Here is a 15,061-nt window from a genome sequence, read left to right on the forward strand (position 1 = left end):
TGCGGTACGGGCAAGGGGGCTCGACAGGATGCAGCAGGCACCGGTTCTGGCGAGCGCGGCCGATCCCGCCTCCGAGGCCTGGCAGGCCAACGAGGCGGCGCATCACGCGCTCGCCGACGAGCTGCGCACGCGGCTCGCCACGGCCAGGCTCGGCGGGGGTGAGAAGGCGCGCGCCCGGCATGTGGCGCGCGGCAAGCTGCTGCCCCGGGACCGGGTGGACACCCTGCTCGATCCGGGTTCCCCGTTCCTGGAGCTGGCCCCGCTGGCGGCCGAGGGGCTGTACGGGGGCGCCGCCCCGGCGGCCGGGGTGATCGCCGGGATCGGCCGGGTCAGCGGCCGGGAGTGCGTGATCGTCGCCAACGACGCGACCGTCAAGGGCGGCACGTACTACCCGATGACCGTGAAGAAGCACCTGCGCGCCCAGGAGGTGGCGCTGGAGAACCGGCTCCCCTGCCTGTATCTCGTCGACTCGGGCGGCGCGTTCCTGCCGATGCAGGACGAGGTCTTCCCGGACCGGGAGCACTTCGGGCGGATCTTCTACAACCAGGCCCGGATGTCGGGGGCCGGCATCCCGCAGATCGCGGCCGTGCTGGGGTCGTGCACGGCGGGCGGGGCGTACGTCCCCGCGATGAGCGACGAGGCCGTGATCGTACGGAACCAGGGCACGATCTTCCTGGGCGGTCCGCCGCTGGTGAAGGCCGCGACCGGCGAGGTCGTGACGGCCGAGGAGCTCGGCGGCGGCGAGGTGCACTCCCGTACGTCGGGGGTCACCGACCATCTCGCCGAGGACGACGCGCACGCGCTGCGGATCGTGCGGAACATCGTCGCCACGCTGCCGGAGCGTGGCGCGCTCCCGTGGCCCGTGCACCCCGTCGACGAGCCGAAGGTCGATCCCGCGGGGCTGTACGGGGCCGTCCCGGTCGATTCCCGCACGCCGTACGACGTCCGGGAGGTGATCGCCCGGGTGGTGGACGGCTCACGGTTCGCCGAGTTCAAGGCCGAGTACGGGACGACGCTGATCACCGGCTTCGCCCGGATCCACGGCCACCCGGTCGGGATCGTCGCCAACAACGGCATCCTGTTCTCCGAGTCCGCCCAGAAGGGCGCCCATTTCATCGAGCTGTGCGACCAGCGCGGCATCCCGCTGGTCTTCCTGCAGAACATCTCGGGCTTCATGGTGGGGCGGGACTACGAGGCCGGCGGCATCGCCAAGCACGGCGCCAAGATGGTGACGGCGGTCGCCTGCACCCGCGTGCCGAAGCTGACGGTGGTCGTCGGCGGTTCGTACGGCGCGGGCAACTACTCCATGTGCGGCCGCGCCTACTCCCCCCGCTTCCTGTGGATGTGGCCCAACGCGAAGATCTCCGTCATGGGCGGCGAGCAGGCCGCGTCCGTCCTCGCGACGGTCAAGCGCGACCAGTTGGGCGACGACTGGAGCGCGGCGGACGAGGAGGCGTTCAAGGCCCCGATCCGCGAACAGTACGAGACCCAGGGCAACGCGTACTACGCCACGGCCCGGCTCTGGGACGACGGCGTGATCGACCCGCTGGAGACCCGGCAGGTACTGGGGCTCGCCCTGACCGCGTGTGCCAACGCCCCGCTGGGTGAGCCCGGCTTCGGCGTCTTCCGGATGTGAGGAACAGATGACGATGTTCGACACCGTTCTCGTCGCCAACCGAGGCGAGATCGCGGTACGTGTCATCCGTACGCTGCGCGAGCTCGGCGTCCGCTCGGTCGCCGTGTTCAGCGACGCGGACGCGGACGCCCGGCACGTACGGGAGGCCGACACGGCGGTACGGATCGGGCCCGCGCCCGCCGCCATGAGCTATCTGAGCGTGCCCGCGCTGCTGGACGCGGCCCGTCGCACCGGCGCGCAGGCCGTCCACCCGGGGTACGGATTCCTCGCCGAGAACGCGGGCTTCGCGCGGGCGTGCGCGGAGGCGGGGCTGACCTTCATCGGCCCGCCCGCCAACGCCATCTCCCTGATGGGCGACAAGATCCGGGCCAAGGAGACGGTCGCGGAGGCCGGGGTCCCGGTGGTGCCCGGCTCCTCGGGGAGCGGGCTCACCGACACCCAACTGGGCGACGCCGCCCGCGAGATCGGCACGCCGGTGCTGCTGAAGCCCTCGGCGGGCGGCGGCGGCAAGGGCATGCGGCTGGTGCGCGACGAGACGCTGCTCGCGGACGAGATCGCCGCCGCCCGGCGCGAGGCGCGCGCCTCGTTCGGCGACGACACGCTGCTGGTGGAGCGGTGGATCGACCGGCCCCGGCACATCGAAATCCAGATCCTGGCGGACACCCACGGCAACGTGGTCCACCTCGGCGAACGCGAATGCTCGCTGCAGCGCCGCCACCAGAAGATCATCGAGGAGGCGCCGTCCGTCCTGCTCGACGAGGAGACCCGGGCGGCGATGGGCGAGGCGGCCGTCCAGGCGGCCCGCTCCTGCGGATATGTCGGCGCGGGCACGGTGGAGTTCATCGTCCCCGGCAACGACCCCGCCTCGTACTACTTCATGGAGATGAACACCCGCCTCCAGGTCGAACACCCGGTCACCGAGCTGATCACCGGCCTGGACCTGGTGGAGTGGCAGCTCAGGATCGCGGCGGGCGAGCAACTCCCGTACGAGCAGCGGGACATCCGCCTCACCGGCCATGCGGTCGAGGCCCGGATCTGCGCCGAGGACCCGTCCCGCGGCTTCCTGCCGTCCGGCGGCACGGTCCTCGCACTGCACGAGCCGCAGGGCAACGGCGTACGGACGGACTCCGGGCTCGCCACGGGCGGCGAGGTCGGCAGCCTGTACGACCCGATGCTATCGAAGGTCATCGCGTACGGCCCCGACCGCACCGCCGCGCTGCGCGGACTGCGCGCGGCCCTCGCGGACACGGTGATCCTCGGCGTCCCGACGAACGCCGGCTTCCTGCGCCGGCTGCTCGCCCACCCGGCGGTGGTGGCGGGCGAGCTGGACACCGGCCTGGTGGAGCGCGAGGTGGCCGCACTGGTGCCGGAGGGCGTGCCGGAGGAGGTGTACGCGGCCGCGGCGCTGCTGCGGCAGTCCGCCGCACCGGCCGCCTCACCCGCGGACGCCGCAGGCTGGGTGGACCCGTTCTCGGTGGCGAGCGGCTGGCGGCTGGGCGGCACCCCCGCCCGCACCGTGCTCGACTTCCGGCTGCCGGGCCACGACCCGGTGCAGGTCTCGCTGCGCTCCTGCCCGGCGGGCACCGAGCTGACGTTCGGCCATGTCGGGGAGGGCGCACAGCCGCCGGAGCCCGCGACGGGCCCCTGCGGCCCGCTGGCCCCGCTGCCCGGCGGCAAGGAGACGGCGAACACGGTCGAGCTGTCCGCGCACCGCGTCGTCATCGAACTCGCCGGTGTCACCCACACGTTCACCCACGCCACGTCCCCGGACGGAACCTGGCTGGGCCGGGACGGCGACACCTGGCACGTACAGGATCACGACCCCGTGGCGGCGTCGCTGGCCGGCGCCGCCCACTTCGGGGCGGACACGCTCGCCGCGCCCATGCCCGGCACCGTCACCGTCGTGAAGGTGGCGGTCGGGGACGAGGTCGTGGCCGGTCAGAGCCTGCTCGTCGTCGAGGCGATGAAGATGGAACACGTCATCTCCGCCCCGCACGCCGGGACCGTGACCGAGCTGGACGTCACCGCCGGTGCCACGGTCGCCATGGACCAGATCCTGGCCGTGGTGGCCCCCGCCGAAGCCCCCGGGGAGCAGGCATGACGACACCCGGCACCCTGCCCATGACCGTACCGGCCCAGGACCTGCCCCCACGGGTGCGCATCCACGAGGTCGGCGCCCGCGACGGGCTGCAGAACGAGAAGGCCGTCGTACCGACCGAGGTGAAGGCGGAGTTCATCCACCGCCTCGCCGCGGCGGGCCTCACCACCATCGAGGCGACCAGCTTCGTGCACCCCAAGTGGGTGCCCCAACTGGCCGACGCGGAGGACCTGTTCCCCCGCCTCGCCGACATCGGGGGCGTGGCCCTGCCCGTCCTCGTACCGAACGAACGCGGCCTGGACCGGGCCCTGGCGCTCGGCGCCCGGCGGATCGCGGTGTTCGGCTCGGCGACCGAGACGTTCGCCGCCCGCAATCTCAACCGCACCGTCGACGAGTCGCTCGCCATGTTCGAGCCGGTCGTGGCCCGCGCCAAGGCCGACAACGTGCACGTCCGCGGCTATCTGTCGATGTGCTTCGGCGACCCGTGGGAGGGGCCCGTCCCCGTCCATCAGGTCGTCCGCGTGGCTAAGGCGCTGATGGACCTCGGCTGCGACGAGCTCTCCCTCGGCGACACCATCGGCGTCGCCACGCCCGGCCATGTGCAGGTGCTGCTCTCCGAGCTGAACGAGGAGGGCGTGCGCACCGACACCATCGGCGTGCACTTCCACGACACGTACGGCCAGGCCCTGTCCAACACCCTCGCCGCCCTCCAGCACGGTGTGGCCACCGTGGACGCGTCCGCGGGCGGCCTCGGCGGCTGCCCGTACGCGAAGAGCGCGACCGGAAACCTCGCCACCGAAGACCTCGTGTGGATGCTCCAGGGCCTCGGTATCGAAACCGGGGTCGACCTCGACGCGCTCACCGCCACCAGCGTGTGGCTCGCCGAACAGCTGGGCCGACCCAGCCCGTCCCCTACCGTCCGCGCGCTCTCGGTGCGATAACACCGTCCCACAAGGAGTGACACCTGCCATGTCCCTGGACCACCGGCTGACCGCCGAGCACGAGGAACTGCGTCGCACCGTCGAGGAGTTCGCGCACGATGTGATCGCCCCGAAGATCGGCGACTTCTACGAGCGCCATGAGTTCCCGTACGAGATCGTGCGGGAGATGGGGCGGATGGGCCTGTTCGGGCTGCCGTTCCCGGAGGAGTACGGCGGCATGGGCGGCGACTACCTCGCCCTCGGGATCGCCCTGGAGGAGCTGGCGCGGGTCGACTCGTCCGTGGCGATCACCCTGGAGGCCGGGGTCTCCCTCGGCGCGATGCCGGTCTTCCGCTTCGGCACTCAGGAGCAGAAGCGGCAGTGGCTGCCGAAGCTCTGCTCGGGCGAGGCGCTCGGCGCGTTCGGCCTGACCGAACCGGACGCCGGTTCGGACGCGGGCGGCACCCGCACCACGGCGGTGCGCGACGAGGCGGCGGGCGAGTGGGTGATCAACGGCTCCAAGTGCTTCATCACCAACTCCGGTACGGACATCACCGAACTGGTCACGGTCACGGCGGTGACCGGCCACAAGGCGAACGGCGCCCCGCTCATCTCCTGCATCATCGTGCCGTCCGGCACCCCCGGCTTCACGGTCGCCGCCCCGTACTCCAAGGTCGGCTGGAACGCCTCGGACACCCGCGAGCTGTCCTTCTGTGACGTCCGCGTCCCGCTGACGAACCTGCTGGGCGAGGAGGGCCGCGGCTACGCCCAGTTCCTGCGCATCCTGGACGAGGGCCGTATCGCCATCGCCGCCCTGTCCACGGGCCTGGCGCAGGGCTGCGTCGACGAGTCGGTGAAGTACGCCAAGGAGCGCCACGCCTTCGGCAAGCCCATCGGCGTCAACCAGGCGATCCAGTTCAAGATCGCGGACATGGAGACGCGCGCCCACATGGCCCGCGTCGGCTGGCGCGACGCGGCGTCGCGCCTGGTGATGGGCGAACCGTTCAAGAAGGAGGCGGCGATCGCGAAGCTGTACTCGTCGACGGTCGCGGTCGACAACGCCCGCGACGCGACGCAGATCCACGGCGGCTACGGCTTCATGAACGAGTACCCGGTGGCCAGGATGTGGCGCGACTCCAAGATCCTGGAGATCGGCGAGGGCACCAGCGAGGTGCAACGCATGCTGATCGCGAGGGAGCTGGGCCTGCCGGCCTGATCCACTCCCCCGGACCGGGACCGCCGGATGCCGCCGTACGCGCAGCGATGCGACGCACGGCGGCACCGTGCCGGGATCGCGCACGGTCCGGGCCAGGGAGCCCGCGCGTCCCGGAGGGTCACAGCACCACATCCGAGGCGTGCCGTCCGTACCCCGCTGTGGCCGGACCGCCCCCGCCGCTGTCACGGCACAAAGGGTCTGCCGGACATGAGAACCGTACAGTTGCCCTATGAATGCACGGTTGACTTTGCTCGCCACCGTGGACCGGGGCGTCACGGAGAGCCAGGTGTTCCGGCTGGCGCTCCAGCACGCGGTGGCCGAGCTGGGTGGCCTGGGTGGAGCAATACATCTGCGCGGCCCCATGTCCGCGTTGCGGCTGGTGTCGTCGACCGGGTTGCCGGCGGCCCTCACCCGACCCTGGGAGATCATCGACCAGGAAGGGCCGACGGCCCCGGCCCGCGCTGTGCGCCAGGGCAAGAGCGTGTGGGTGCCCACGGGGCCCACTGAGCACCGGCCCGGTACCGGCCTGGCGGCCGCCCCCGTGTCCGGCGAGGGCCGCACGGTCGGCGCGCTCACCGTAGTGATGGGTGACCGGGGTGAGCCGACCGGGGAGCAGTGGGACTTCCTGCGGGCCGTGGTCGACTGGGTCGAGGAGCGGATGAGGCAGGCGCCGCCGCGAACTGCCCCTGCTGCCCGCCTGCACGGCCGCTGCCCGCTACCTTCCCGCCGGGCGGGGCACGGAAGTCGGCGGCGACTGGTACGACATCATCCCGCTGTCCGCCGGCCGGGTCGCGCTCGTCATCGGCGACGGGATGGGGCACGGCCTGTCCGAGGCGGCCACCATGGGGCGGTTGCGCACCGCTGTCCACACCCTCGCCGACCTCGAACTGCCCCCCGACGAGATCATGAGCCACCTCAACGACATCGTCGGCGGCCTCGGCGAGGACTCGTACGCCACCTGCCTGTACGCGCTCTACGACCCCACCACCGGGCTCTGCTCCTTCGCCCGCGCCGGGCACCCGCCCCCGGCCGTGGTCTTCCCGGACGGCACCGTGCACTTCCCGGGACTGGACCCGGACCCACCCCTGGGCGCGGCGGAGCCGCCGTTCGAGACGGTCGAGCTGGTGGTACCCGGGGAGAGCCTTCTCGTGCTGTACACCGACGGCCTGATCGAGTCTGCGAAGCGCGACATCGACCAGGGCATGACCGAACTCACGCGGCTCCTGAGCACCGCCGAGAGCGAAGACGGCGGGGATCTGGACCGGCTCTGCGACACGCTCACGGCCGGGCTGCTCCCCCCGGAGCAGCACACCACCACCGATGACGACGCCGCCCTCCTCGTCGCCCGCGTGCACGCGCTGACCGCCGGCCGGATGGCCTCCTGGCCACTCCCCGAAAACCCGCAGGCGGCCGGCGAGGCCCGCAAGCACGTTCGGGAGCAGCTGTCCGTCTGGGGCCTGGACGACCTGGTACCGACCACGGAACTGCTGGCCAGCGAGCTGGTCGGAAACGTCGTACGCCATGCGAAGGGCCCGCTGCGGCTGCGGCTGCTGCACAGTGCCGAACTGATCTGCGAGGTCTCCGACGGCAGCCTGACCATGCCTCGGATCCGCCGTGCGACGGAGACGGACGAGGACGGGCGAGGGTTGCAGCTCATCACCGCGCTCTCCCAGCGGTGGGGCACCCGTTACACGACAACCGGGAAATGCATCTGGACCGAACAGGAACTGCCCGGCCCCAACGGCCTGCCAACCGACGCCGCAGACCTGGCGACCTTGGGCACCTGGGAGTTCGACGGAGACCTGGACGCGCTCCCCTTCGCGAAGGAGGACGAGCCGGGCGCGCGAGGCAGGCGGTAAGGCGGAGGCCTCAACGGGATCTGTCGGTTCGAACCATGCGGTGGTGCGTGTCGATCAGGCCCATCGGCCGCAGTTCTGCGACCGCTCCGCGCGCCGTTCGCTGCCTGACGCGCCGCTCGGTAGCCGTCAGCAACGCCGGATGGCGATCAGTCAGTTCGTGGCGCCCGGCCACTCCTCGCGCAGCATCCCGAACAGCACGGTGTCGTACCGCTCGCCCGCCACCGGCACGGTGCCCCGGCGTCGGCCCTCCTCGCGGAAGCCCGCCTTGGTGAAGGCGCGGACGGCCCGCTCGTTGCCGCTCCAGGTGTCGAGCTCGATCCGGTGCAGACCGAAGGCCCCGAACAGGTGCCCCACCAGCAGGCGCAGCGCATCGGAGCCGTGGCCACGGCCCCAACGGTCCCGCTCGCCGATCGTGATGCCGACGGTGACCAGCCCGGCGAACGGGTCCAGGTCCCGGTAGTCCGCCATTCCGATCACCGTGCCGTCGGTCAGGTCCTCGACCGTGAAGACGGCCGACTCCCTCGGGTTCAGCCGCAGCATCGTCTCGAAGCCGAGCCCGATGGCCTCCGCCGTGACCGGCCCGAAGCACGGGTCGCCGCCGGTGGCCCAGTGCACCACTTCCGGATCGTTGCGCCACCGGAGGTGGTGCTCCGCATCCTCCGCACGCAGTGCGCGGAGCCTTACCAACTTGCCTTCGAACATCCGAAGATCGTACTCCGCCCCGCCGGGCCGGTCACAGGAGATTCCGGCAGCCCGAGCCTTTTCCCGGCCCGGTCACCCGCCCCACCGAACCGACCGATGCCTACTGGCCGGCGAACACGAGCCGGTAACGCGGGATATCCCGATCAGCCGGATCAACCGGATCAACCGGATCAACCGGTGAACAGTGCGCTGTACGCGTTCAGCGCGGGCTGGCCGCCGAGGTGGGCGTAGAGCACGTTGGAGTCCTTGGGGATGTCGCCGCCCCGGACCAGATCGATCAGGCCCGCCATGGACTTGCCCTCGTAGACCGGGTCGAGGATGACGCCCTCGAGCTGGGCGGTGAGCCTCATCGCGTCGAGCGTGGACTGCACCGGAATGCCGTACAAGTCACCGGCCCATCCGGCGAGGACGGTGATCTCATCGTCCTTCAGGTCCCGGCCGAGGCCGATCAGTTCGGCCGTGTTGCGGGCGATGCGCTCGACCTGGTCGCGGGTCTCCTCGATCTTGGCCGAGGCGTCGATGCCGATGACTCGGCGCGGACGGTCCTGCCCGGCGAAGCCCGCGATCATGCCGGCGTGGGTCGAACCGGTCACCGAACACACCACGATGGTGTCGAAGAAGACGCCCAGCTCCTCCTCCTGCTGCTGCACCTCGTACGCCCAGTTGGCGAAGCCCAGTCCGCCCAGCTTGTGGTCCGAGGCCCCCGCGGGGATCCCGTAGGGGCGTCCACCGCGGCTGCGTACGTCCTCCAACGCCTGGTTCCAGCTGTCCTTGAAGCCGATGCCGAAGTCGGCCGGGTCCAGGCGGACCTCCGCTCCCATCAGCCGGGACAGCAGGATGTTCCCGACCCGGTCGTTGACGGTGTCCGGCCAGTCCACCCAGCGCTCCTGCACCAGCAGGGCCTTCAGTCCGAGCCTGGCCGCGAGCGCGGCGACCTGACGAGTGTGGTTGGACTGGTAGCCACCGATCGAGACGAGTGTGTCGGCACCCTCGGCCAGGATGTCGGGAACGATGTACTCCAGCTTGCGGGTCTTGTTGCCGCCGAACGCGAGACCGCTGTTGCAGTCTTCGCGCTTGGCCCAGAGCTTGGCACCACCCAGGTGCTCGCTCAGCCGCTCGAGCGGGTGTACCGGGCTGGGGCCGAACAGCAGCGGGTAGCGGGGGAAGTCCTGCACTGACATGACTGTTCTCCTCGGGCTTGAAAGGGTGGGAGAGGGCGGCTGCTCCGGCCGGGCCGGTTCAGGTTCAGGTTCAGCCGCACGTGAGTTCAGTCGGCGGGGTCGCTCAGCCTGCCGGTTCGGTCTGCTCCGTGCCGGACATCTCGACCAGTGGCTCCAGGGTCTGCCAGGTGTCGAAGGAGACGTCCGCAGCAGCCTCGACATCACCGGCCGCGCACAGGTCGATGAGCTTGCTGTGCAGAGCCACCGATCCGCGACCGGTGACCGACGAGAAGCGGAGTCGCTCGACCCGACGAAGCACCGGCGTGAACTGATCTAGCACGGTCTTGATCGCGTCGTTCCCCGCGGCCTCGACGGTCACCGCGTGGAGTTCGTCGTCGGCGGCGAGCGCAGCGTCGACGTCACCGCGCCGGAGCGCGGCGTCGAATCGCTCGTTGGCGCTTCGCATCCGCGCGAAGTCCTCCTCGGTCATCTGGCTCACGGCCTCGCGGACCGCGAGTCGATGCATGGCCGCGACCACCGACTGCGCGTTGCGGGTCGCGCGCACGTCCAGTGTGCTGACGGTGGTGGACCGGCCTGGTGCGGTGACAACCAGGCCGGCTTGACCCAGACGCAGCAGTGCCTCGCGCACGGGGGTGCGGCTGACGCCGAGCCAGCCGGCGAGCTCACCGTCGCGCAGCTGCTCGCCGGGCTCGAGCGTCCCGTCGACGATCGCATCGCGCAGCCGACGGAACACGTGGTCTCGCAGCAGGTCACGGGGCGGCGAGGTCTCACCTCGAGGGATCGGCATGCAATATATTGCGTACTACGTATTGGGGCTTGTCAATAGCCGCGCAGCACTGCGGCACACCGCATCGAGGCCGGGAACACCCCTCGCGGTGCGCTCAATTCGCGCTGTCCTGCCTGAACCGGCTGCAGCTGCGGAACAACGAGCAGATGGTCGATCTCACCGATCCGTCGGGGGCGCTGCAACCGGTCGGCAGGCCGAGGAACCCGATCGTCGGGCGGGCCTGAGCCCGGGGGCCGTCCCACGACCGGGAACACGACGGTCGCGGGACGGCCCCGGTTTCGGCTCCGGTTTCGGCTCCGATTTCAGCCCCGGTTTCGGCCCCGGTTTCGGCTTCGGTTTCGGCCCCGGTTTCGGCTTCGGTTTCGGCCCCGGTTTCGGCTCCGGTTTCGGCCCCGGTTTCGGCTCCGGTTTCGGCCCCGGTTTGGGCTCCGGTCAGCTCACTCCGCGGCCCAGGGAACCTGGGGCGCGCGGTAGTAGTTGATGCCGAGCGCGGAGAACCTCGGCCCCTGCTCGCCGAGCCGCACCTTGTACGCGTCCCAGTCGTGCGTGGCCGCGGGCGACCACCCGAGCTCCGCCACGCCCGGCAGCCGCGGGAACGCCATCTGCTCGATCTCGTCGCTGTTGGTCAGGGTCTCCGACCAGAGCGGCGCCTCGACGCCGAGGATGGAGCCCTCCGGGGCGCCGTCCAGGTACGCCGCCGGGTTCCAGTCGTAACTGCGCTGGACGGAGACGTAACCGGCCCAGGCCAGGCCCAGCTTGGTGTCCTTGTCGTACTTCATGTCGAGGTAGCTCCGGTCGGCCGGGGACAGCACCAGCTTCGTGCCGTTCACGGCGGCGTCCGCCACCTGCTTGCGCTCGGCCGCGCCCGTGCGGTCGTAACCCCAGTACTGGGCGACCGCGCCCTTGACCGGCGTGGCCCCGGTCAGCTGGTGCCAGCCGATCACGGTCTTGCCGTACTTGCCGACGATGGCCTGCGCCTTGTCCATGAAGGTCACATAGTCCGCATGACTGGTGGAGTGGGCCTCGTCGCCGCCGATGTGGAGGTACTTGCCGGGGGTGAGCGCGGCCAGTTCACGGACCACGTCGTCGACGAAGTCGTACGTGACGGCCTTCGGGGCGCAGAGCGAGCTGAAGCCGACGGCGGTGCCGGTGTAGAGGGGCGGCGCGACGCCGTCGCAGTTCAGCTCCGCGTACGAGGCGAGCGCCGCGTTGGTGTGGCCGGGCATGTCGATCTCCGGCACGACCTCCAGATAGCGGGAGGAGGCGTAGCGGACGATCTCCTTGTAGTCGCTCTTCGTGTAGTAGCCGCCGGCGCCGCCGCCGACCTCCGTCTGCCCGCCGTACGTGGCCAGGCGCGGCCAGGAGTCGATGGCGATGCGCCAGCCCTGGTCGTCGGAGAGATGCAGGTGGAGCTTGTTCATCTTGTAGAGGGCGAGCTGGTCGATGTAGCGCTTGACCTCGGCGACGGAGAAGAAGTGCCGGGACACGTCCAGCATGGCGCTGCGGTACGCGTAGCGGGGCGAGTCCTCGACCGTGCCGCCCGCGACCTTCCACGGGCCCTCCTGGCGGCTGTTCTTCTCCACATCCGCCGGGAGCAGCTGCCGGAGCGTCTGGACGCCGTGGAAGAGCCCTGCCGGGCCGCGCGCGGTGATGGTGACGGCGCCGGGGCTCGACTTCAGGGTGTAGCCCTCGGCGCCGGATCCGCTGTCGGGGTCGAGCCGGAGCCGGATGCCGTCGCCGCCGCGGCCGGTGACCGGCAGGGCGTAGCCGGTGGACGGGCGGAGCACGCCCGCCAGGTAGTCGCCGACCTCCCGGGCCTCGCGGGAGTCGTCCTCGACACGGATCCTGGTGTTCGCGGTGATGCTGTACGGGGCGCCGCCGGGCCTCGCCTCGGCGGGGGCGGGCAGTATCTGCCCGAGCGGGCGGGGCGAGGGGGCGGCGGACGGGCCGCGGCCCGCCGCGTTGCCGTCCGGCGCCGCGCCCATGGCGGCGATGCCGGCCGCCGTGACGAGCAGCAGCGAGCCGAGAAGACGGGGAAGGGCGGTGCGCTGTGTCCTGTGCAGTCTCACAAGCCGGGTCCCTTTCGACGGGTTCACACCTGTGGATCTCTGACCGAACCATCACCATGCGTATCGTCTGTCTCACACATGGTCAAGGTGTAGACCACTTCCCCTTATGCGGCTGAGGGAATCGTCCCGCTCCGGGCGCCGGCGGGCATCGCCTCCGAAAAGGACGCCTCGGACCCGTTCCAGCCGGCCGTGGAGAAGGACCGCAGTGGCGTAGGCCGAGGAGGTGCGCAGCGCGCCGCCGATCGAGCAGGTGCCCACCGGGCCCGTGGACGGCTTCCTCGAACGCCTGTGGGCACACCCGCACCGGCCGCCTCAACCGGACCCGACCGAGAGCCTCATCGCACCCATCCCTGCCCGATATCGGGCAGAATTCTTGCGTAAGCGCCCCATCCACAGCAATATCGACGAGTGCTCGAACGCCGCCCGTCACATGACGACCTCATCGATCACCTGGTGCGCAGCACCGCGCTCCAGCGCGGTGAAGCCGCCCGGGTGGTCCTCGACGTGCTGGCGTACTTCGACGAGACGACCGATGAATTCGTCCGCCGCCGCCACCGCGAACTGCAGTCCGGGGGCCTGGTGAACACGGAGATCTTCGAGCGGATCGCGGCCGAACTGCCGCACCGGGCGGTCGCGCCGCCGGAGCTTTCGCTCCGCCAGCTGCGCCGCATCGTCTACGGCTGAGCAACGGGCACCACAGGTACGTCGATGGAGGGGCAGAGACTTTATGTGCGGAATTGTCGGATATATCGGGAAGCGTGATGTGGCTCCGCTGCTGCTGGAAGGGCTGCAGCGGCTGGAGTACCGGGGTTACGACTCCGCGGGCATCGTCATCACCGGCAAGGCGTCGGCCGGGAAGCCCGCCGCCCTGAAGATGGTCAAGGCGAAGGGCCGGGTCCGCGAGCTGGAGGCCCGCGTTCCCAAGCGTTTCACCGGCACCACGGGTATCGCCCACACCCGCTGGGCCACCCACGGCGCCCCGAGCGACGAGAACGCGCACCCGCACCTGGACGCCGACAACAAGGTCGCCGTCGTCCACAACGGCATCATCGACAACGCCTCCGAGCTCCGTGCGAAGCTCGTCGCCGACGGTGTCGAGTTCCTCTCCGAGACCGACACCGAGGTGCTGGTCCACCTGATCGCCCGCGCCCAGGCCGAGACCCTGGAGGAGAAGGTCCGCGAGGCGCTGCGCTCGGTCGAGGGCACGTACGGCATCGCCGTCCTGCACGCCGACTTCAACGACCGCATCGTGGTCGCCCGCAACGGCTCCCCGGTCGTCCTCGGCATCGGCGAGAAGGAGATGTTCGTCGCCTCGGACGTCGCCGCGCTGGTCGCCCACACCCGCCAGGTCGTCACCCTCGACGACGGCGAGATGGCCACCCTCAAGGCCGACGACTTCCGTACGTACACGACGGAGGGCTCGTCCACGACGGCCACGCCGACCACCGTGGAGTGGGAGGCCGAGTCGTACGACATGGGCGGCCACGACACGTACATGCACAAGGAGATCTCCGAGCAGGCCGACGCCGTCGACCGGGTGCTGCGCGGCCGGATCGACGACCGGTTCGCCACCGTGCGCCTGGGCGGCCTCAACCTGGACGCCCGCGAGGCGCGCGGGGTGCGCCGGATCAAGATCCTGGGCTGCGGCACCTCGTACCACGCGGGCCAGATCGGCGCGCAGCTGATCGAGGAGCTGGCCCGTATCCCCGCGGACGCCGAGCCCGCCTCCGAGTTCCGCTACCGCAACCCGGTCGTCGACCCGGACACCCTGTACGTCGCGGTCTCCCAGTCCGGTGAGACGTACGACGTGCTGGCCGCCGTCCAGGAGCTCAAGCGCAAGGGCGCCCGGGTGCTCGGTGTGGTCAACGTGGTGGGTTCGGCGATCGCCCGGGAGGCCGACGGCGGTACGTACGTCCACGCCGGCCCCGAGGTGTGTGTCGTCTCCACCAAGTGCTTCACGAACACGGTCGTCGCGTTCGCGCTGCTCGCCCTGCACCTGGGCCGGATCCGGGACCTGTCGGTCGCCGACGGCAAGCGGATCATCGAGGGGCTGCGCAAGCTGCCCGCCCAGATCAGCGAGATCCTGGCGAACGAGGACGAGATCAAGAAGATGGCCGCGGAGTACGCGGACGCCAAGTCGATGATGTTCATCGGCCGGGTGCGCGGCTACCCCGTCGCCCGTGAGGCCTCGCTGAAGCTCAAGGAGGTCTCGTACATCCACGCGGAGGCGTACCCCGCCTCCGAGTTGAAGCACGGGCCGCTGGCGCTGATCGAGCCCGCGATGCCGACGGTCGCGATCGTGCCGGACGACGATCTGCTGGAGAAGAACCGTGCCGCGATGGAGGAGATCAAGGCCCGCAGCGGCCGCATCCTCGCCGTCGCCCACCAGGTGCAGGAGAAGGCCGACCACACCATCGTCGTGCCGAAGAACGAGAACGAGCTGGACCCGATCCTGATGGGCATCCCGCTCCAGCTCTTCGCGTACCACACGGCCCTGGCCATGGGCCGCGACATCGACAAGCCCCGCAACCTGGCGAAGTCCGTCACCGTCGAGTAGTCCCGGTCCGGCAGAGCGGCCCCGTACCCACCGCCA

10 protein-coding genes and 2 pseudogenes are annotated in these 15,061 nt (G+C 70.8%); 8 read left to right on the top strand and 4 right to left on the bottom strand.

The window, feature by feature from the left end; translation table 11 throughout:
- Positions 1 to 28 precede the first annotated feature (28 nt).
- From OH735_RS12850 to OH735_RS12875, 6 genes and pseudogenes are all read left to right on the top strand, one after another.
- Positions 29 to 1,636 (top strand): carboxyl transferase domain-containing protein, encoded by a 1,608-nt coding sequence (locus tag OH735_RS12850; protein WP_406381598.1) that lies wholly within the window; start codon positions 29 to 31, stop codon positions 1,634 to 1,636.
- Between the two features lie 7 nt (positions 1,637 to 1,643).
- Positions 1,644 to 3,737, top strand: coding sequence for an acetyl/propionyl/methylcrotonyl-CoA carboxylase subunit alpha (locus tag OH735_RS12855; RefSeq protein WP_406381600.1), 2,094 nt, complete (start codon positions 1,644 to 1,646; stop codon positions 3,735 to 3,737).
- Positions 3,734 to 4,675 carry a hydroxymethylglutaryl-CoA lyase gene (locus OH735_RS12860; RefSeq protein WP_406381602.1) on the top strand — a complete coding sequence of 314 codons (942 nt, stop codon included), beginning with the start codon at positions 3,734 to 3,736 and terminating at the stop codon, positions 4,673 to 4,675. The genes OH735_RS12855 and OH735_RS12860 overlap by 4 nt, the downstream gene beginning before the upstream one ends.
- Before the next feature lie 28 nt (positions 4,676 to 4,703).
- Entirely contained in the window at positions 4,704 to 5,870 is a 1,167-nt protein-coding gene (locus OH735_RS12865; RefSeq protein WP_406381604.1) for an acyl-CoA dehydrogenase family protein, read from the top strand.
- Positions 5,871 to 6,099: 229 nt separating this feature from the next.
- A pseudogene (locus tag OH735_RS12870) lies at positions 6,100 to 6,450 on the top strand (GAF domain-containing protein); the annotation flags it as partial.
- Between the two features lie 94 nt (positions 6,451 to 6,544).
- A pseudogene (locus tag OH735_RS12875) lies at positions 6,545 to 7,729 on the top strand (SpoIIE family protein phosphatase); the annotation flags it as partial.
- 150 nt (positions 7,730 to 7,879) lie between these two features.
- Here the strand turns inward: OH735_RS12875 and OH735_RS12880 are convergent.
- The 4 genes from OH735_RS12880 to OH735_RS12895 all read right to left on the bottom strand — a co-directional run bounded on the left by OH735_RS12880 (position 7,880) and on the right by OH735_RS12895 (position 12,384).
- Positions 7,880 to 8,431 (bottom strand): GNAT family N-acetyltransferase, encoded by a 552-nt coding sequence (locus OH735_RS12880; protein WP_406381605.1) that lies wholly within the window; start codon positions 8,429 to 8,431, stop codon positions 7,880 to 7,882.
- A gap of 170 nt (positions 8,432 to 8,601) precedes the next feature.
- Positions 8,602 to 9,612: a 1-aminocyclopropane-1-carboxylate deaminase gene (locus OH735_RS12885; protein ID WP_406381606.1), complete on the bottom strand. Its 1,011-nt coding sequence runs from the start codon at positions 9,610 to 9,612 to the stop codon at positions 8,602 to 8,604.
- Between the two features lie 103 nt (positions 9,613 to 9,715).
- Positions 9,716 to 10,399 (bottom strand): GntR family transcriptional regulator, encoded by a 684-nt coding sequence (locus OH735_RS12890; protein ID WP_406381608.1) that lies wholly within the window; start codon positions 10,397 to 10,399, stop codon positions 9,716 to 9,718.
- Between the two features lie 437 nt (positions 10,400 to 10,836).
- Complete coding sequence (locus OH735_RS12895; RefSeq protein WP_406386541.1) at positions 10,837 to 12,384, bottom strand: beta-N-acetylhexosaminidase; 1,548 nt, start codon at positions 12,382 to 12,384, stop codon at positions 10,837 to 10,839.
- 492 nt (positions 12,385 to 12,876) lie between these two features.
- Between OH735_RS12895 and OH735_RS12900 the strand changes: the two genes are divergently transcribed.
- Together OH735_RS12900 and glmS are read left to right on the top strand one after the other, a co-directional pair.
- Complete coding sequence (locus tag OH735_RS12900) at positions 12,877 to 13,152, top strand: hypothetical protein (protein WP_389987623.1); 276 nt, start codon at positions 12,877 to 12,879, stop codon at positions 13,150 to 13,152.
- Positions 13,153 to 13,195: 43 nt separating this feature from the next.
- Positions 13,196 to 15,025, top strand: coding sequence for a glutamine--fructose-6-phosphate transaminase (isomerizing) (gene glmS, locus OH735_RS12905; RefSeq protein WP_406381610.1), 1,830 nt, complete (start codon positions 13,196 to 13,198; stop codon positions 15,023 to 15,025).
- Positions 15,026 to 15,061: the final 36 nt, after the last annotated feature.

Source organism: Streptomyces sp. NBC_01618, assembly GCF_045209435.1.
Classification (GTDB): domain Bacteria; phylum Actinomycetota; class Actinomycetes; order Streptomycetales; family Streptomycetaceae; genus Streptomyces.